The following is a 17,180-nucleotide window of genomic DNA, read 5'->3' as shown; positions in this document are numbered from 1 at the left end:
CCGCCCCGGCCGGGCGCGCGGCGCCCCCGGCCGGGGCCTCTCAGCGGGCGAGCGGCGGTGGCGAGGTCAGCTCACGGCGTCAGTTCACGGCGTCAGCTCACTGCGTCAGCTCACTGCGGCGTGTTCGGCGGAGGGCGGGCACTCGGCCTCGGCGTCCGGCCGCTCGCCCAGGCAGTACACCGCGTACGCGTGCTGGATCACCGGCAGCGCCACGTTGCGCACCCGTACCCCGCCGGGCGTGACGCCCTTCTCGGTGCCCTTGTGCGCGTGCCCGTGCACGGCCAGGTCGACCTCGGCGCAGTCGATCGCCTCGGCCAGCTGGTAGCAGCCCAGGAACGGGTAGATCTCCGGCGGCTCCCCGGCGAGGGTGTCCTCGGACGGCGAGTAGTGCGTCAGGGACACCCGCACGTCGCAGTCGAGGCCGAGCAGCGCGGTGCCGAGCCGGTCGGCGAGATCCTTGGTGTGCCGGACGAACGCCTTCATCTCCGGCTCGCCGAAGTCGCTGGCGCAGCGGCCCAGGAAGCCGCCGCCGAAACCCTTGCCGCCCGCCACGCCGAGCCGCACGCCGCCGCAGTCCACGACGGTGCCCTCGCCCTCCAGGACGGTGATCCCCGCGTCCCGCAGGACGGCGGTGATCTCGTTCTCGGCGTTGGAGTGGTAGTCGTGGTTGCCCAGCACCGCGATCACCGGCACCCCGGCGTCGCGCAGCTCGGCCGCGGCGACGCGGCCCTCCTCGACGGTGCCGTGCCGGGTCAGGTCCCCGGCCACCAGCAGCACGTCGGCCTGGTCGGGCAGCGCCGACAGCCGCTCACGGTAGCTTCCGGCGACCTCCGGCCCCACGTGCAGGTCGCCCACGGCGGCGACACGGATCATGAAAGCGTCTCCTCCCCGTCCGGCTCCCGCGCCGTGACCACGGACACCTCGTTGCGGATCCGGTGCCCCTCGGCGGCGCCCCGGGCGGCGTCCTCGATCTCACGGCGCCGTTCCTCGGTGACGACCTCGCCGCGCAGGTACACCACGTCGCCGTGCACGTCCACGCGGATGCCCAGCTCGTGGGCCTCGGCCGCCAGCCGTTCCTGGATGTGCGCGGCCAGGTAACCGGGTACGTCGGTCACAGGAACTCCCCCTCGATCACGCCGAGCCTGGACAGCAGCACCAGGAACGCGTAGGCGTACGGGGAGTCGGCGGTCTCCTCGGCCACCCGCGGCCAGTCCACCTGCTCGCGCAGGGCGCGGCACACGTGCAGGTACTCCGAGAAGTCGCAGGACGTCTCGGAGAACGCCAGCAGCCGCATGACCACCAGGTCGGTGGCGGGCAGCACCTGCATGCGCACCGCCGCCACGGTCTGCTCCTCGGCCCGCCGCAGCAGCGCGTCGTCCACCGGACGGCCGGACGGATGGTAGATCAGGTCGATGAGCTGGTCCCCGTCGTACACCTTGGCCAGCCAGTTCTCCGGGCAGTCCCGGCGCCGCATGCCCGCCTTGACCAGCGCCTCGGCGGCGGGCTCCACGTCGCGTTCGCGCAGGATGAAGTCGACGTCGTGGGTGGACACCGCGGCGCCGTGCGCGTACGCGGCGAACCCGCCCGCCAGCGCGAACTCCACGTCCACCTCCTGCAGGACGGCGGCCGCGCGCTTGAGCGTCAGCAGCAGGCGCTCCGGACCGGACCAGCCCGCCTGCTCCGGCGTCCCGGCCATGCCGGATTCGGGGCGTCCGGCCTTGGTCTGCATGTTCTCCACACGTTTCCCTTGGGTCGGTTCCGGTCCCGAGGGCGGTACCCGCAGATTCAGGGGTCATGCCCACCTCACCCCGATCCGCAGCGCTTGCGGCGGACCTCCTGGCGGTGCCCAGCCGGGTGGTCCGGCCGGGCACCGCCGGGTGGGCCGTGCGGCGGCCGGCTCAGCAGTCGACGAGTTCCGGGGACTGGTTGAGCAACTGGGCGCGGGGCGTGACGAACTCGGCGTGGCGGCGGCTCTCCCCCGGCGCGAACGCCGCGACGCGGTGGCAGTTCTGGAACGCCAGCCGGACGCCGAAGTGGCGTTCCAGCGCGCCGCGCATCGCGTCGCTGGCCAGCACGCGCAGCAGCTGGCCGCGGGCGCGCTCGTCCGGCGGCGGGGTGGTGTTGTCGGCGAAGCCGTCGGCGGAGTCGCGCATCCGCGTCACGACGTCGCTGATGACCTGCCAGGCGTACGGCAGCGACCGGCGGACGCAGTCGACGAACTCCGCGTCGTCCACCTCCCCCTGCCGGGCCCGCTCCAGGAGCCGGTCGTCGACGGTCAGGGACATGGCATGTCTCCCCTCGGTTACGGGTCGGAACGATCCGTGCACCAGGGTGACACGAAAACGATATTCATTTCAACGTGAACGCGCTCGGTGACGAATGACCGATTCCGGCCTGGATACGAAAATGTGCCGGAAATGCCCAGACGGACGGCCGGTCCGGGGGCGCGGACTTGAGCGGACTTGAGTAGGTCAGTGCGCACTTCTACTCAGGCGCGGCCGCCCGCCGCGCGGCACAGTGGGCACATGAACGCGTTGCTGCAGCTCAAGGGCACGACCGCATTCTTCGTCCAGGCGATCCTGTCGTTCGTGGTGTCGATCGCCGCGGTCACGCTGGGGATCGTCTACCTGCCGGCGCCGGTCTGGATCCGCGCCTTCCTGGCGCTCGGCATGCTCTACGTCACGACCTCGACCTTCACGCTGGCCAAGTGCGTGCGCGACCGCCAGGAGGCCGGCGCGGCGGCGGCTCGGCGCGAGGCGTCCGGGCAGGTGCTGCCCCCGAACGCCCCGTACGTCGATCCTTCCGCCGCCGCCTGGAGCTGAGCGACAGCTGAATACCGCCGCGAGTAACGCAACCGTTATCGACCGGGAGGGGCCGCCGGACGCGCCTCAAAGGCCCGACCAACACCGAATGGAACGGCGCCCGTCACCCGACGGGCGCCGTCGACGTGTTCGGGCCGACACGAAGCGCAACCGTATGGACCGCTCCAGGCACCTCCCGGCGTCCGGCACACCCGTCCATCCGTTACGGTCCGGAAGGCCGCGGAGATCAACTTCGGCGGCCATTGTGGGGTTAATCACAGAGCGGACAATTATCTATCGCCTAAGCGACGTCGACATCACACAGAGTAAAGTGTCCCGAATTGCTTTTGTTCTCCATTGCCTTGACCAGCATGCAAGATGTCACCCCGGAGGGATGGCACACGGCCGTCCACTACAGACCGTGACCCTCGGCGGGGGCCGGAGGCGAGGCACCGAGGCCGTATCCGAGCCCCGCGACACGCCCGGCGCGGACGGCAGATTTTCCTATCGGCATCAAATGTGATTCAGATCACAATGCGCGAATACCGCACTGTATTCGCGCAGGCAGAACGGCTCGGACGGGTTCTCGCCGGACACCTGTCCACCCTTCCGGACGGCATCGGAGATTTGCCGGATATCCCGAGCCGTGGCTACCTTCATGCCGGTTCCAGCACGCGGCACCGCTGCCGCTGCCGATAACAGAACATCCACGACGGGCGGTGGCGCCGCCCCCCATCCCGGAAGCCCCGGGAGCGTGAGCCGGTCAACGGAGACACCGGCCGCCCGGCGCCGAGCAGACCGCCGTCGAGCCGAATCCGTGTCGACCGGAGACACGGAACCGGTGCGGGCCCCGAGGCCAGCGGCGTGTCCGGCTTCCCAGGACGCGACCGCCGCCGAGCGGCCCCGGCATTCCCTATCGCGACCGCGGTGACACCGCGTGCGCGCGGGCTGCCCCCGGTAGGCGTCAAGAGCTAGGTCAGGAGCAGTTCTGCATACCCCCCGAACCACCCCCAGGTCCAAGGTCGGCCTCCGCGGCGCGCTCACGGGCGGCGTCGCGCTCACCGCGACGGCCGCGCTGGGAGCCGGCCTCGTCGCGGCCGGCTCGGTGCGGGCCGCCGAGCCCGAGGCCGCACCGAGGACCACGTCGCAGCAGGGCGCGCAGGCCATCACCGTCGCCCCCGAGACGGCGACCCTGGTGAGCGCGAAGATCTCCGCCTCCCGCAAGGCCAAGCAGAAGAAGCGCGCGGCCGCCGCCGTCAAGTACGCCTACAAGCAGATCGGCGACCCGTACCGCTACGGCGGCACCGGTCCCAAGTCCTGGGACTGCTCGGGTCTGGCCGGTGGCGCCTGGCGCAAGGGCGCGAAAGTGAAGCTGCCGCGCACCACCCAGCAGATCTACCGGGCGGTCAAGTACAAGGTCTCCTGGAAGGGAGCCGTCAAGGGAGACCTGCTGTTCTTCTACTCCGGTAAGAGCCACATGGGCATCTACGTGGGCAAGGGCTACATGATCCACGCGCCCAGCTCCGGCAAGCGGGTCAAGAAGATCAAGCTGACCGGCTACTACAAGCGCAACTTCAGCGGCGCCGTCCGTCCCGGCTACTGATCCGCGGTCTCCGCGACGCCCGCGCCCGCGTCCCGCATCCCCCTCATCCGACCCCGCCCAGGCGGCGTCCCATCGTGCGATCGGCGCGGACGCACCACCGGCACGCCGGCCCCGGCGCGGGGCACGGACCCCGCTCGGACGCGGGACGCGGGCGACGCGGCCCACGAACGGCCTTGGGCAGCTGAACCCCAGGGCAGCGCAAAGAAGCTGAGACGGCCATGACGGGGCTTCTCGGCTGCATCACGGTGAGCGCTCCGGCACCATCCCGATGGCGCCGGAGCGCTCACCTGTGTTCACGGCGCGACCGCCGCGAGGACACCGGTCAGGCTTCCAGCAGCGGGTAGTCGGTGTAGCCGCGGTGGTCGCCACCGTAGAAGGTCGCCCTGTCCGCCTCGTTGTAGGGGCCTCCGGCCTTGATGCGCGCGGGCAGGTCCGGGTTGGCCAGCCACAGCTCGCCGAAGGCCACCACGTCGGCGACCCCGTCCCGCAGCGCCGCGACGCCGTGCTCGACGGTCGCCGGGAACGCCTCGGGGGTGGGATGCGGGTTCAGGACCAGCGTGCCCGGCCACTGCGCGCGCAGCCGCTCGGTCAGGGCCCGGTCCCCCACCTCCATGATGTGCAGGTACACCGGGTCGTACGGGGCGAGGGCGCGGACCAGCTCGGAGTAGAGGTCGGCGGTGTCGCTCTCGGTGACGCCGTTGACGGCGTTCCCCGGCGAGATGCGCAGCCCGACCCGCTCGGGGCCGATGGCGTCGGCGACGGCGGCCACCGCCTCCACGGCGAAGCGGACGCGGTTCTCGATGGAACCGCCGTAGGCGTCCGTGCGCCGGTTGCTGCCGTCGGCCAGGAACTGGTGGATCAGGTAGCCGTTGGCGCCGTGCAGTTCGACCCCGTCGAACCCGGCTTCTACCGCGTTGCGCGCGGCGGCGGCGAAGTCCTCGATCGCCTCGGCGATGTCGTCGAGCGTCATCTCGCGCGGCACCGGGTGGTCGAGCATGCCGTCCGGGGTGAACAGCTGGCCGCCCGAGGCGATCGGCGACGGCGCCACCGGCAGGCCGCCGTCCGGGTACAGCACGGGGTGCCCGACACGGCCGCCGTGCATGAGCTGGGCGAAGATGCGGCCGCCCTCGCGGTGCACCGCGTCGGTCACCGCGCGCCACGCCGCCGTCTGCTCGGGAGAGTGCAACCCCGGCGTCAGCACGTACCCCTGGCCGCGCACGCTCGGCTGCACGGCCTCACTGATGATCAGACCGGCGGCGGCCCGCTGGGCGTAGTACTCGGCGGTCGCCTCGGTCACTCGTCCGTCCTCGGTGGCCCGGCTGCGGGTCATCGGGGCCATCACCAGGCGGTTGGGCAGTTCCAGCTTTCCGACGGTCACGGGCTCGAACAGCTCGTCCACGATGTTCTCCCAAGGGGATGCAAGGTTGTCGGTAGACGTCCACGAACCTAGGAGCGGGGCGGTACGGGCCGAATCCGTAGGGTTTCGGGGGTCGGCCACGTAACTTTGGGGGCGTGTTGTACGGGCGGGAAGCGGAGCTGGCGGAGATCGACCGGTTGCTCGCCGACGCGCGCGCCGGGCGCAGCGGCGCCCTCGTCGTGCGCGGCGAGGCGGGCATCGGCAAGTCGGCACTCCTGGAGCACGCCGAGCACACGGCGGCGAACGCCGACGACGGCGCCCCGCGGACGCGGGTGTTGCGCGTGACGGGCGTCGAGGCGGAGCAGGACATCCCGTTCGCCGGGCTGCACCAGCTGCTGTGGCCCGTGCAGGAGCGGATCCGCGCGTTGCCGCCCGTCCACGCCCAGACCCTCCAGGCCGTGCTCGGCCTGTGCGCCGGCGTGGAACACCGGCCCGGTGACCGGTTCGCCGCCGGGCTGGCGCTGCTCACGCTGCTCGCCGACCTGGCCGAGAGGCAGCCGGTGCTCTGCCTGGTGGACGACCTGCAGTGGATCGACCGCGGGACGGCCGAGGCGCTGCTGTTCACCGCGCGGCGGCTGGCCGCCGAGGGCGTGGCGATGCTGTTCGCCACCCGCGAGGAGACGTTCGGCGGGACGGGCCTGCCCGAGCTGCGGCCGCGGCGGCTCGTGCGCGCCGACGCGGGCCGGCTGCTGGCGGAGCAGGGACTGCCCGCCGCGCTGCACGACCGGGTCTTCCGCGAGTCGGCCGGCAACCCGCTGGCGCTCATCGAGTTCGCCGCCGCACGGCGCGGGCTGTCCGACGGCGGGGCCGCGCCGCTGCCGGTGACCGACCGGGTGCTGGCCTCGTTCCGCGCGCAGGTCGCCGCCCTGCCCGAGCGCGCCCGGCTCATGCTGCTGATCGCGGCGGCCGAGGGACGCGGGTACATGCCGTCGCTGCTGGGCGCCGCACAGCGGCTCGGCGTGGACCTGGCCGACCTGGCGGCGGCCGAGCAGGCCGGGCTGGTGGAGGTGGCGGGCAGTTCGATCACCTTCCGGCATCCGCTGGTGCGCGCCGCCGCCTACCAGGACGCCCCGTCGGCTCGGCGGGTCGAGGTGCACCGGGCGCTGGCCGACACCGCCGACGATCCGGGCTGCCGGGCCCGGCACCGCGCGTCGGCGGCCGTGACACCGGACGAGAGCGTCGCCGCCGACCTGGAGACCCAGGCCGGGCGGGCCGGCGAGCTGGCCGACTTCGACACCGCCGCGTCCCTGTACCGGCAGGCCGCACGGCTCACCCCCGCCCTGCCGGGGCGGGCGCGGCGGCTGCGGTACGCGGCGTCGGCCGTCCTGCGGGCGGGCAACCACGCGGCCGCGCTGTCGCTGGCGGCGGAGGCGGAACAGTACGCCGGCGACGCCGCCGAACGGGCACGGCTGGCGTCCGTCCGGGCGGCGGTGGAGTTCGAGCGCGGCGATCCGTGCGCCGCCTCGCGGCTGCTGGTCGAGCACGCCGCGGACGCCGCGCCCGCCGAGGCCCAGTCGATGCTGCGGACCGCCGCCACGTACGCCTGGACGTCGGGCGAGCTGTCGGGGGTGCGGGACGCCGCCGAACGGCTGCACGCGCTGGGCCGTCCCGACAAGGCGGTGGACGGCATGGCGCTCGTCGCCGCCGGCGACCACGCCGCCGGGCTGCCCCTGCTGGCCGAGATGATCGCCGAGGTGCGCGCCGCGGACGCGTCCTCTCCGGCCGCGTCGTCCCCCGCCGCCGACGCCGCCCTCGCCGACCGCCGCATGCAGGCCGTGCACGCGGGCCTGATCGTCGGCGACGACGAGGCGACGCTGGAGCTGGCCACCGCGCACGCCGCGTACTGCCGCGCGGGCGGCCTGGTCGGCTCCCTGCCGGGCGTCCTGCGGGCCCAGGCGCAGGCGCAGATCGCCGCCGGGCTGCACCGCGACGCCGAGAGCACCGTCGCCGAGGCGCTCGCGCTGGCCCGCGACATCGGCCTGCGGCAGAGCACCGGACCGCTCAAGGCGACCCTGGCGCGGATCGCGGCGATCGAGGGCGACGAGCGGCGGGTGCGCGAACTGCTCGCCGACGCGCCGCCCGACGCCGCGTACGCGCTCGGCCTGCTGGACCTCGGTCTCGGCCGGCACGCCGACGCCCTGCGCCACTTCGAGGACGTGGCGCACCGCATGGCGGCCGCCGACGCCGACCGGGTGGAGGCGGCCGTCCGCGCGGGCACCCCGGACCGGGCGCGCGAACCGTTGGAGCGGTTCCAGCGGTGGGCGCGGGCGGGCGGGCAGCCGTGGGCGCTGGCGGTCGCGGCACGCTGCCAGGCCCTGCTGGACGACACCGAGGAGCCGTTCACCGAGGCCGTCCGCCTGCACGTCGAGCACGGCGGCAGGCCGTTCGAACGGGCCCGCACGCAACTGCTCTACGGCGAATGGCTGCGGCGCTCGCGGCGCCGTTCGGACGCCCGCGCCCCGCTGCGTTCAGCCCTGGAGACGTTCGAACGGCTGCGGGCCGCGCCGTGGGCCGAACGAGCCCGCGCCGAACTGCGCGCGACCGGCGAGACCGGCGCCGCCGCGCCCGCCGCCGCACCCGACGTGCTCGACCGGCTGACGCCGCAGGAACGGCAGGTCGTGCGGCTCGCGGCGGACGGCGTGAGCAGCCGCGAGATCGCCGCCCAGCTCTTCCTGAGCCCGCGGACGGTGGAGTACCACCTCTACAAGGCGTATCCCAAGCTGGGCGTCTCATCCCGTAGGGAACTGCCGCGGCTGCTGGGCGCCGTGGGGCGGGCGGAGTCGTGAACGGCACCGTCAACCTGCGGATCTTCGCCGAGGCTGGGGAGGCGTACGGCGGGGCGGTCGCCACCTGGCTGGCGCGGCGCCTGCGCCGGTACGGCGAGGTGCTGGTGCTGGCCCAGGGACCGTACTGGAAGATCCCGGAGTACCTGGAGTTCAGTGTCTCCGTCGTCCCGCCCGTCCCGGCGGCCGACTGCGTGGCCGCGCTGCGCCGCCTGGCCCCGCAGGGCTGGGACGGCGACGTGTGGACGCGCCGGAAGGCCGACGGCGAGGAATTCCTGCACCCCGCCGTCACCTGGGCATGGCTGCTGGAGACGGAGGATCCGCTCTGGCCGGGATAGGGTGCGGTGCGATGCGCGCACACCTCTCCCTGCGAGGACTGGCGGTCGGCGACGCGCTCGGCTCGCAGTTCTTCGTCCCCGCCAACCGCGCCGCGTTCGACGACCGCGCCCTTCCGCCCGCGCCCTGGCAGTGGACGGACGACACCGAGATGGCCTGCTCGGTGCTGCACGTCCTCCGCCGCCACGGCACCGTCGACCAGGACGCCCTGGCCGCGAGCTTCGCCGCCCACCACGACTTCGACCGGGGCTACGGCCCGTCCACCAACCGGCTGCTGCGCCTGGTCCGCGAGGGCGGCGACTGGCGCGTGCTGTCCCGCGACACGTTCGACGGCCAGGGCTCGTGGGGCAACGGCGGCGCGATGCGGGTCGCGCCGCTCGGCGCCTGGTACGCCGGCGACCCCGCCGAAGCCGCGCGCCAGGCCGAACGGTCGGCCGTGGTGACGCACGCGCACCCCGAGGCCGTCGCGGGGACGATCGCCGTCGCCGTGGCCGCCGCCCTGACCGCTTCCGGCCACCGGCCGCCGGGAGTGTTCATCGACTCGATCCTGCGGCACGTCCCGTCCGGCAAGGTGCGCGACGGCATCGCGGAGGCGCGGCGGCTGCTGACGATCTCCGACCCGTCCGTCGCCTCGGCCGTCCTCGGCAACGGCCGCCGGGTCGCCGCCCACGACACCGTCCCGTTCGCGCTGTGGGCCGCGGCCCGCCACCTGGACGACTACGCGCAGGCCTTCTGGACGACCGCGGCGGCCGGCGGCGACGTCGACACCACCTGCGCGATCGTCGGCGGCATCGTGGCCGCCTCGGCGGACGCCCAGCCGCCCGCCGAGTGGCTGGCGGCCACCGAAGCCCTCCCTACCTGGGCTGAGCCGGGAAGTTCCGCTTGAGGTACTCCTCCGTCAACTCCCAAGCGCGCGCGGCGGGCTCGGGCTGGTGGAACATCGGCGCCTTGCGGTTGTGGAAGGCGTGCCCCGCCTCCTCCAGCACCTGAATGGTCGCGTTGGCCCGTCCCGCGACGGCCTCCTCGACCCGCGCGACCTGTTCACGCGGGATGTACGGGTCGGACCCGCCGAAGATGTACAGGATCGGGCAGCTGATCTGGTCGAGCAGCTGAAGTGCGTCCGGCACGCCGGACCCGTAGAACGCCACGGCCACGTCCAGATCCGCCCGGGCTGCCAGCAGGTGCGCCATCGTCCCGCCGAGGCAGAAGCCCAGCGCCCCGACCCCGTTCGTCACCTGCGGCAACTCCCGCAGCAGTTCAAGCGCGGCCGCCAGGTCGTCGACGCCCTTCTCCGCGTCGAAGCGCGCCCCCAGCTCGATCGACTGCTTGACGGTCTCCTCGGTGTGCGGGACCGCCCAGCCCGGCTGCAGCCGCCAGAACAGGTCCGGGGCCGCCACCACGTAACCGAGCCCAGCCAGGTCCTCGGCGACCGCGCGGATGTACTCGCCGACGCCGAAGATCTCCTGGATCAGCAGAATGCCCGGCCCGCTCCCGCCGGCCGGCTCCCACACATGCAGGTCGAACTCGCCGTCGGGGACGACCACCTTGATCGTTTTGCTCATGCCAGCAGAGCGTAGACCGTGCTCGCCATGGCGGCCGTGGACCCGTCGGCGGTCATCGTCACGTCGGCGAACGCCAGCGTCCGCCCCAGCTTGGTGATCCGCACCGTCACCAGCACGTCCGTCCCGACGACGGGCCGCTGGAACGTCGTCGACTGCTGCACGGTCGTCATCGGCACGAACCCGCCCCGCGCCCCCGACACCGCGATCACCGTGGCGGTGTCGGCCGCCGCCATCAGCGCCTGCCCCGACAGGCCGCCGCCCTCCCGCGCCAGCCGATCCGACCACGGCAGCCGCAGCGTGGCGTGCCCGTCCCCCACCTCCTCCACGGTGAGCCCCAGGTCCTGCACCCAGGGCGCGAAGTTCTCACGCAGAATCCGGTCGCCGTCGGCGGGAGTCATCGTCATCCCGTCATGATGACAATGGAAAGGTGCCGACGCACGAAGAGATCTTCCTTCCGGCGACCTACGCCGAGGACGTGCCCTACGCCACGTTCCGGCGGCTGCGCGCCTCCGCACCTGTCCGCTGGATCCCCGAACCCGCCGTTGGCCCCTGGCCTCCCGGCCCCGGCTACTGGGCGGTGTTCCGCCACGCCGACGTCAAGCACGTCCTGCGGACCCCCGAATCGTTCTCCTCCCGCCTGGGCGCCACCCAGATCCGCGACCCCGACACCCCCGACGACCTCGCCTTCGTCCGGTCGATGATGCTCAACCAGGACCCGCCCGGCCACACCCGCCTGCGCCGCATCGTCGCCGCCGCCTTCACCCCGCGCGCCGTCCGCGCCCTGGAGGCCACCATCGCCGCACGCGCCCGCGACCTGATCGCCGGCGCCGCCGGCCAGGGCGAGATCGACTTCGTCGAGGTCGCCGCCGACCTGCCCGTCTGGACGCTCGCCCAGATCATGGGCGTCCCCGCCGAGGACCGCCGCCTCCTGTACGACTGGGCGTCCCGCGTCATCGGCTACCAGGACCCCGACCACGCCGACCTGTCCACCGCCGACCAGGCGTCCCTGACCCCCCTCGGCCGCGACGCCCTGACGCACCGCCCCCGCTCCCTGACGGGCCCCGACGGCCGCCCGATGAACCCCCGCTCCCGCGCCGCCCTGGCCGACATGTTCGCCTACGCCCACGCCCTCGCCGACGTCAAACGGCACGCCCCCGGCGAGGACATCATGTCCCGCATGCTCGCGGGCGGCCTCACCCGCTCAGAGTTCGAGAACATGTTCTTCCTGTTCGCCGTGGCGGGCAACGAGACCCTCCGCAACGCCATCCCCGGCGGCCTCCTCACCCTCCTGGACCACCCCGCCGAGTTCCGCCGCCTCCGCGAGACCCCCTCCCACCTGGCCACCGCCATCGAGGAGATGCTCCGCTACTGGCCCCCGGTCATGAACTTCCGCCGCACCGCCACCCACGAGACCGTCCTGTCCGGCGTCCGGATCCGCGCCGGCGACAAGGTCGTCGTCTACCACGCCTCGGCCAACCGCGACGAGACCGTCTTCCCCGACCCGGACCGCTTCGACATCACCCGCACCCCCAACGACCACGTCAGCTTCGGCTTCGGCCCCCACTACTGCCTGGGCGCCCACCTGGCCCGCACCCAGATGCGCGCCGTCTTCACCGAGCTCCTTCCCCTCCACGTCGAACGCACCGGCACCCCCGTCCGCCTCGCCTCCAACTTCCAGAACGGCCTCAAACACCTCCCCGTCCGCCTCACCTAGCCCCCCTGGCCATACTCGGATGCGAGCACCCACACCGCCCTCTAGACTCTGATCGGACAGGACTACCACCACGAAGGCCGGTGAGAACCACACCACACACCCCCAGGGTCGCTAGCTCAATTGGCAGAGCTCCGGACTTTTAATCCGTAGGTTGTGGGTTCGAGTCCCACGCGACCCACCACCCCTGACCAGGGCAAACGCGAGTTCGCCCTAGTATGTCCCCCGCCAGGTTTGCCCCGCTTCGTCCCCGTGGTCGCTCCATGCCTGCTCGGCGGTCAGCCCCCGGACACACGCACCGGATTTTCCGTCCACAATCTCCATCTCGGTTGTGCCGTACCGAGTCGTTCATGGCGGACGTGCCGACAGGGCCGCGCCGCGGCCGCGACCGATCGACTGGCGGAATGAGGATCTGGCCGCCACGTGCTGGAATGACCTGCCGCGCATGGCCGGGTTGCGGAAGTCGAAGCAGCGACCGTATCGCTCATCGTCGAGGCTCCAGGGAGAACACCTGCGCCGCCGCGTCTCAAGGAGTGAGCGTGCGAGCAGGGTGGGACTGTTCGGGTGCACGGCCTGGGATGGTGGGCTTGCCGACCATCCGGTGGCGTGGTGACAGCGCCAGGTAGACGAGGGAGACCAGGACGGGGACTTCGATGAGGGGGGCGACCACGCCAGCGAGGGCCTGGACGCCGTCCGTCCCATCCGGGACGAGGTCCGAAAACGCGTCGAGGGTCTGATCGGCGAGCTGACGGACTAGCGGTCACCCGGCTGGGGGCGCGAGCGACGTTGAACGCTGGAACCGTCAGATTCCGTGCCGCTGCGCCGTGAAGACTTTAAAGTGCGGAGGATGGCCGAGTTTTCCGCATCCGCCGGGCATCGGGCGTTCGTGGTCGCATATCTGAAGACCGAGCCTGCCCAGGCGCCGTTCACCTTGCTGCCGGTCGCGGCGCTGAGCGAGGTGATCTCGGTGTGCGAGACGGTGCGAGCCGGGCACCAGCCGCCACAGCCACACGACCGTCGAACTCTGACCAACGACGTGATCCAGGCGCTCAAGAGCCTGGGCCCGAATCTGAGCCGGATACTGGAACCGGATCTGCAGGACTACCTGCAGGCGCTGAAAGACCTGCCCAAGGATTTGGAGGACGGCGGGGCGAGCCTGAGGTTGCTGCACACCACCCGACTGTTGCGGCAGCGACTGCGCCGCAGCGAGTGCGCCCAAGCCGCCTGGCGAGACCTTGTGGAGGCGGTGTGCGTCTCTGGTCCCGAGCTGGATCGCGACCGGCTCCATGTTCTGCAGGTACGCGAGATCGATGAAGCGCTAGGCAATCAGTGGAGCTGGCGGCGTTCACATCTGCGGTCGAAAGTCCAACAGGCGGGTTTCGACCAAGCCGAGCAGCTGTTGAGCATCGCCGATCACCCCGTCCGGGTGGCCTGGTTCGCGTTCGCCAACGCCGGCTTGGCCGACGACTACCTGCGCGTCGGGCAGATCCAGTTCTTCTCCCGCCGTCTGTGGGATGACCTGGCCGAGCACCCCGAAATCCTGACCAGGTGGCGCGAAGCGCAGTTCCCTGCTGAACTCACACCGCCTATCAGGCGCCTGATGAGCGTCGATGACGACCCGGCTGATGCCGACCCCGCCCACAGGAGTGATGACGCCGACACGCCGACAGGTCACGCGGCCGGGCATTACGTGTATGCGCGGGTGGAGTTGGAGGGCCCGCGAGCTCAGGGGCGCTACAACCCCCAAGCCCATGGCCGCGCGCCCGCCGAGTGGGCACGTGACCTGGTACTCAGCGTGGTGGAGGCGGCCACCTTCCGCCGCGGCGGTTCGGCGTGGCGTCTGATGCTGGGCGAGACCATTTACCACGACCCTGCCGACTCGCCCACTGCGAGCACGTCGAGCAACACCAGCGATAACGGCCGTAGCGTCGTGCAGGATCCAGCGCCCGCCGTCCACGCAGACCCGGAGCCGGATCCCGAGGCCAACTGGTCGTATGCCCTGCCCTTCGATGATCCCGCACGTGACGACGCGGTAACCCCTTATGAGGTGCTGCAGGAAGGTACGGGCAGGGCACTGGAGTCATTGCCAGGTGGTTACGCGGCAGCGTTGGCACGCGGTGAACCCGCCGCCCTGGACGCCGCTGCCGAGGTGCGCTGGTACCAGGCCACACGCCGCCAGGTCGACCCCGCCCAGCGCGTGGTGCTGTACGTGCGGGCCTTTGAACAGTCGCTGCCGCTACGCGGCAGCGAGCGCTGGGACCGGACCGTCGACTACTTCCTGCGCCAGCGCTGGGCACTGGCCCAGTTCCTGCGGGACCTGCGCGTCACCGCCAGCCGATGCGACTGGCTGATGGCAAGACTGCAGTCCGCTGAGCATCCGGCCTACGAGGCGTTCGGGCCCCGGACCCGCCATGACCGCAGGCCCCTCGATATGCCAGCGTTCCTGCATTCTGCGGCCGCGGTCGCGGCCGCGATTCCCAAGGACTGGCCACTGGAGCGCTACCAGGCCAAAGCCGTCGACCGGTGGGCCCGCGATCCCCTGGCAACACGACAGCACCTGCAGAAACTGGAGCAGCGGTTCGGCCTGCTGCTTGTCCGCGCGCTTCGGCTACGCAATGCCGTTGTTCATGGCACCCGGACGGTGCCCGCCGTCGTTGCCACCGTCGACAGCTTCTTGAACAGTCTGTCGGCCTTCATCGTCGACGACGCCATCAACGGCGTCGTCACAGGCCAAGACCTGTCCGAAGTCCTCGAACACCGCCGCGCCCGGGCCCGTCGAGCGCTATGGCGGCTGGAGCAGGACGGAGCCGATACCACCGAGATCCTGTACGGCTCGCGTTGATTTCCGCAGGCGGACAGCAGGTCCGCAGGTAACTCTGCAACTCCTCAGGGACCGCTCGACCGCCTCGGTGTCGATGCGGTATGCCTGCCGTCCTTCCGGACGTCAGCGGCCCGCCACGACGCAGCAGCGCCAACCGATGAGAGGCAGTCGGCCACGCAGCCCAAGGAACAGCAGACTTCCAGGCTAAGCCGTCCGCATGTCGGTAGTGTCTGCGTTGAGGATAACGGCGGCAGCGTCTTCGGCGGACTTGTGAGCCAGCTGCGGCAGCAGGCTGGTGTAGATGTCGGCCGCGATGGAGATGGACGACAGCCGTAGGGTCTCCTGGACGACTTTCATGTCGTAGCCAGCGGCCAGCAGGAAGGAAGCCGCGCCGTGGCGCAGGTCGTGCAGCCGGATCGGCGGCAGCCCCGCCTCCATCGACAGCCGCTCGAACTGGTCGGTGACCTCGTTCGGCACGACCGGCTGGCCGAGTTGGTCGGTGAAGACGAATCCGGTCTCGGCCCATGTGTCTCCGGCGGCCAGGCGTTCTGTGTTCTGGCGGGCCTTGTGCGCGCGCAGCACCTTGACGGTGGAGGTGTCCAGGCTGATGGTGGCCTCCCCGGCCTCGGACTTGGGTTTGCCCTCGAACGTCTCCGGACCGATCTGGGTGATCTGCCAGCCGATCGACGCCGTTCGCTTGGCCAGGTCCAGGTCGGTCCAGCGGAGCCCGCATGCCTCACCGCGCCGCAACCCACGAAAAGCGATGAGGTAGTACAGCGCGTATAGCCGGTGCCCTTCGGCGCGCTGCAAGAACCTTTTGGTCAGAGCCGGAGTCCAGACCATGACTTTCGACGGGCGGGGCGCGCCGATGTAGGCGTCCAGCCGGTTGATCTTGTTGCCTGTGCACTTGGCGGGGTCGGCAATCCGCTGGCGTTTGCGCTGGGCGTTGACGGTCTGGATGTAGACGTCGAGGTTCTTGCGCCATTCGGCAATGCGTTCGTCCGTCCAGATGAGTGCCTTGGGTGCCTTACCGGACGGCAGCTCCACCAGCGCCGCCACGTTCACCTCGATGAGACGCTGTTTGATCGCCTTGTTCAGCGCACTGCGCAATGTGGCACGAATCCGCTGCTTGCTGGCCGCTCCCACGACGCGGCGGCCCTGGACCTGTGCGCGCAGCTTCGGGTCACCGGATTCGCGGGCTTGGGTGATGAGGTCGTTGAGTTCATCGATCGCTTCGAACATCCGGTCCACGTCTGCCACTCGCAACCGTTCCAGGCGGATGTCGCCCAGGTGCGGTTTGAGATAGAGCCGTATGTGGTCGGCGTAGCTGCGGCGCGTGCTCTCACGCAGGGCCTTGCGTCCGGCCAGCCACTGGTCCAGGTACTCGCCCACAGTGATCGACCGCGCCAGGTCCTGCCCAGTGCGGACCTTACGCCGCACCTCCTCGGCGGCGGGGAGCTTCTTGGTCTCCCGGACGGTGGCGGTGATCAAGTCGGCGATCTTCACAGCGACGCCGGTGTCTCCGGCTGCAATGTTGAGCAGCTCCCTGACCTCGTTCATCTCGTCATCGGCGGCGTCCTGGCTGGGGTATCCGCCGCGCCGCAGCGGGCCGCGCCGGGTGCCGTCGGCATTGGGTGGCAGCTCCAGTTGGTAGTTCCATGTGCCGTGGGTGGTGCTCCACCGGCCGTCGGCGCGGCGCAGCTTCGGGCACTGCTGGCCCAGCTTCCTGCCCGCCTGGTCGCGGCATCCGCAGCTTTTGAACGTCCTTCCCTTTGCCGCCACGATCACATGTCCTTTCGCTGCGCGGGCGACGCCGCAGGGTCGATGCCGAGGAATGTCTGGAGGTCGGTGGTGCGGACCCGGTAGCTGTGGCCCACCCGCCAAACACGGCAGGGGAAGTCGCCGGTGCGGGCCAGCTGGTAGGCCTTGGTGCGTCCGATTCCCAGCGCGCGCCCGGCCGTGACCAGGTCGATGGTGACCGGCAGGTTGCGGACTTCTTCGGCGGACAGACCCTGCGCCATCGTGCGTCGGCAGCGTCGTCCCGGGCGCCGTGTCGAGGAGGCCGGACGTTCGGCGCGCTGGCAGGCGGGGCGGTTGTGGCTCGTCTTGGGGGAGGGATCGGTCATGCAGCGTCCCTTCGCTGGGT

Annotated in this window: 16 protein-coding genes and 1 tRNA gene; 8 read left to right on the top strand and 9 right to left on the bottom strand. The window is 71.5% G+C overall.

Annotated elements, in window-relative coordinates; translation table 11 throughout:
* Positions 1 to 105 precede the first annotated feature (105 nt).
* The 4 genes from ABZ801_RS12215 to ABZ801_RS12200 all read right to left on the bottom strand — a co-directional run bounded on the left by ABZ801_RS12215 (position 106) and on the right by ABZ801_RS12200 (position 2,285).
* Positions 106 to 873 carry a metallophosphoesterase gene (locus ABZ801_RS12215; RefSeq protein WP_344957336.1) on the bottom strand — a complete coding sequence of 256 codons (768 nt, stop codon included), beginning with the start codon at positions 871 to 873 and terminating at the stop codon, positions 106 to 108.
* Positions 870 to 1,115 (bottom strand): BON domain-containing protein, encoded by a 246-nt coding sequence (locus ABZ801_RS12210; protein WP_344957339.1) that lies wholly within the window; start codon positions 1,113 to 1,115, stop codon positions 870 to 872. Before ABZ801_RS12210 ends, ABZ801_RS12215 begins: the two co-directional genes overlap by 4 nt.
* The gene (locus ABZ801_RS12205) at positions 1,112 to 1,729 is read right to left on the bottom strand and encodes a hypothetical protein (RefSeq protein ID WP_360697119.1); all 618 of its coding nucleotides are present in this window, start codon (positions 1,727 to 1,729) and stop codon (positions 1,112 to 1,114) included. The genes ABZ801_RS12210 and ABZ801_RS12205 overlap by 4 nt, the downstream gene beginning before the upstream one ends.
* A gap of 169 nt (positions 1,730 to 1,898) precedes the next feature.
* Complete coding sequence (locus ABZ801_RS12200; protein WP_344957341.1) at positions 1,899 to 2,285, bottom strand: SCO5389 family protein; 387 nt, start codon at positions 2,283 to 2,285, stop codon at positions 1,899 to 1,901.
* A 240-nt stretch (positions 2,286 to 2,525) separates the two neighbouring features.
* Between ABZ801_RS12200 and ABZ801_RS12195 the strand changes: the two genes are divergently transcribed.
* The gene (locus ABZ801_RS12195) at positions 2,526 to 2,822 is read left to right on the top strand and encodes a YiaA/YiaB family inner membrane protein (protein ID WP_360696426.1); all 297 of its coding nucleotides are present in this window, start codon (positions 2,526 to 2,528) and stop codon (positions 2,820 to 2,822) included.
* Positions 2,823 to 3,906: 1,084 nt separating this feature from the next.
* On the top strand, positions 3,907 to 4,404 hold the full coding sequence (locus ABZ801_RS12190; RefSeq protein WP_360696423.1) for a C40 family peptidase: 498 nt from the start codon (positions 3,907 to 3,909) through the stop codon (positions 4,402 to 4,404).
* Between the two features lie 322 nt (positions 4,405 to 4,726).
* Here ABZ801_RS12190 and ABZ801_RS12185 read toward each other — a convergent pair whose 3' ends face one another.
* Entirely contained in the window at positions 4,727 to 5,803 is a 1,077-nt protein-coding gene (locus ABZ801_RS12185) for an alkene reductase (protein WP_360696420.1), read from the bottom strand.
* A 113-nt stretch (positions 5,804 to 5,916) separates the two neighbouring features.
* Between ABZ801_RS12185 and ABZ801_RS12180 the strand changes: the two genes are divergently transcribed.
* The 3 genes from ABZ801_RS12180 to ABZ801_RS12170 are packed head-to-tail and all read left to right on the top strand — an operon-like array spanning position 5,917 to position 9,826.
* The gene (locus ABZ801_RS12180; RefSeq protein WP_360696417.1) at positions 5,917 to 8,607 is read left to right on the top strand and encodes an AAA family ATPase; all 2,691 of its coding nucleotides are present in this window, start codon (positions 5,917 to 5,919) and stop codon (positions 8,605 to 8,607) included.
* Positions 8,604 to 8,942: a hypothetical protein gene (locus tag ABZ801_RS12175; protein ID WP_344957352.1), complete on the top strand. Its 339-nt coding sequence runs from the start codon at positions 8,604 to 8,606 to the stop codon at positions 8,940 to 8,942. Before ABZ801_RS12180 ends, ABZ801_RS12175 begins: the two co-directional genes overlap by 4 nt.
* An 11-nt stretch (positions 8,943 to 8,953) precedes the next feature.
* Positions 8,954 to 9,826: an ADP-ribosylglycohydrolase family protein gene (locus ABZ801_RS12170; protein WP_360696413.1), complete on the top strand. Its 873-nt coding sequence runs from the start codon at positions 8,954 to 8,956 to the stop codon at positions 9,824 to 9,826.
* On the opposite strand, the gene ABZ801_RS12165 is transcribed toward ABZ801_RS12170, so the two are convergent.
* Both ABZ801_RS12165 and ABZ801_RS12160 read right to left on the bottom strand, forming a co-directional pair.
* A complete protein-coding gene (locus ABZ801_RS12165; RefSeq protein ID WP_344957356.1) occupies positions 9,795 to 10,502 on the bottom strand; it encodes a dienelactone hydrolase family protein in 708 nt (235 codons plus the stop codon). The two genes, ABZ801_RS12170 and ABZ801_RS12165, sit on opposite strands and share 32 nt — an antisense overlap.
* The gene (locus ABZ801_RS12160) at positions 10,499 to 10,906 is read right to left on the bottom strand and encodes a PaaI family thioesterase (protein WP_344957358.1); all 408 of its coding nucleotides are present in this window, start codon (positions 10,904 to 10,906) and stop codon (positions 10,499 to 10,501) included. Before ABZ801_RS12160 ends, ABZ801_RS12165 begins: the two co-directional genes overlap by 4 nt.
* A gap of 23 nt (positions 10,907 to 10,929) precedes the next feature.
* Between ABZ801_RS12160 and ABZ801_RS12155 the strand changes: the two genes are divergently transcribed.
* The 3 genes from ABZ801_RS12155 to ABZ801_RS12145 all read left to right on the top strand — a co-directional run bounded on the left by ABZ801_RS12155 (position 10,930) and on the right by ABZ801_RS12145 (position 15,055).
* On the top strand, positions 10,930 to 12,216 hold the full coding sequence (locus ABZ801_RS12155; RefSeq protein WP_360696408.1) for a cytochrome P450: 1,287 nt from the start codon (positions 10,930 to 10,932) through the stop codon (positions 12,214 to 12,216).
* A gap of 105 nt (positions 12,217 to 12,321) precedes the next feature.
* Positions 12,322 to 12,397: transfer RNA gene (locus ABZ801_RS12150), tRNA-Lys, on the top strand.
* Between the two features lie 663 nt (positions 12,398 to 13,060).
* A complete protein-coding gene (locus tag ABZ801_RS12145) occupies positions 13,061 to 15,055 on the top strand; it encodes a hypothetical protein (protein WP_360696405.1) in 1,995 nt (664 codons plus the stop codon).
* 183 nt (positions 15,056 to 15,238) lie between these two features.
* On the opposite strand, the gene ABZ801_RS12140 is transcribed toward ABZ801_RS12145, so the two are convergent.
* Together ABZ801_RS12140 and ABZ801_RS12135 are read right to left on the bottom strand one after the other, a co-directional pair.
* Positions 15,239 to 16,816, bottom strand: a complete 1,578-nt coding sequence (locus ABZ801_RS12140) for a tyrosine-type recombinase/integrase (protein WP_360696402.1) — start codon at positions 16,814 to 16,816, stop codon at positions 15,239 to 15,241.
* Positions 16,817 to 16,818: 2 nt separating this feature from the next.
* The gene (locus ABZ801_RS12135) at positions 16,819 to 17,160 is read right to left on the bottom strand and encodes a helix-turn-helix domain-containing protein (RefSeq protein ID WP_360696399.1); all 342 of its coding nucleotides are present in this window, start codon (positions 17,158 to 17,160) and stop codon (positions 16,819 to 16,821) included.
* Positions 17,161 to 17,180 lie beyond the last annotated feature (20 nt).

Source organism: Actinomadura sp. NPDC047616 (assembly GCF_040642915.1).
In the GTDB taxonomy this organism is placed as follows: Bacteria; Actinomycetota; Actinomycetes; order Streptosporangiales; family Streptosporangiaceae; genus Spirillospora; species Spirillospora miaoliensis.
This window is presented reverse-complemented; position numbering and strand designations above follow the sequence as displayed.

Bases quoted from the DNA above. Each gene is read 5' to 3' on its own strand.
- ABZ801_RS12215 (WP_344957336.1), bottom strand. From the start codon at position 873: ATGATCCGTGTCGCCGCCGTGGGCGACCTGCACGTGGGGCCGGAGGTC.
- ABZ801_RS12205 (WP_360697119.1), bottom strand. From the start codon at position 1,729: ATGCAGACCAAGGCCGGACGCCCCGAATCCGGCATGGCCGGGACGCCG.
- ABZ801_RS12200 (WP_344957341.1), bottom strand. From the start codon at position 2,285: ATGTCCCTGACCGTCGACGACCGGCTCCTGGAGCGGGCCCGGCAGGGG.
- ABZ801_RS12195 (WP_360696426.1), top strand. From the start codon at position 2,526: ATGAACGCGTTGCTGCAGCTCAAGGGCACGACCGCATTCTTCGTCCAG.
- ABZ801_RS12170 (WP_360696413.1), top strand. From the start codon at position 8,954: ATGCGCGCACACCTCTCCCTGCGAGGACTGGCGGTCGGCGACGCGCTC.
- ABZ801_RS12165 (WP_344957356.1), bottom strand. From the start codon at position 10,502: ATGAGCAAAACGATCAAGGTGGTCGTCCCCGACGGCGAGTTCGACCTG.
- ABZ801_RS12160 (WP_344957358.1), bottom strand. From the start codon at position 10,906: ATGACGATGACTCCCGCCGACGGCGACCGGATTCTGCGTGAGAACTTC.
- ABZ801_RS12145 (WP_360696405.1), top strand. From the start codon at position 13,061: ATGGCCGAGTTTTCCGCATCCGCCGGGCATCGGGCGTTCGTGGTCGCA.
- ABZ801_RS12135 (WP_360696399.1), bottom strand. From the start codon at position 17,160: ATGACCGATCCCTCCCCCAAGACGAGCCACAACCGCCCCGCCTGCCAG.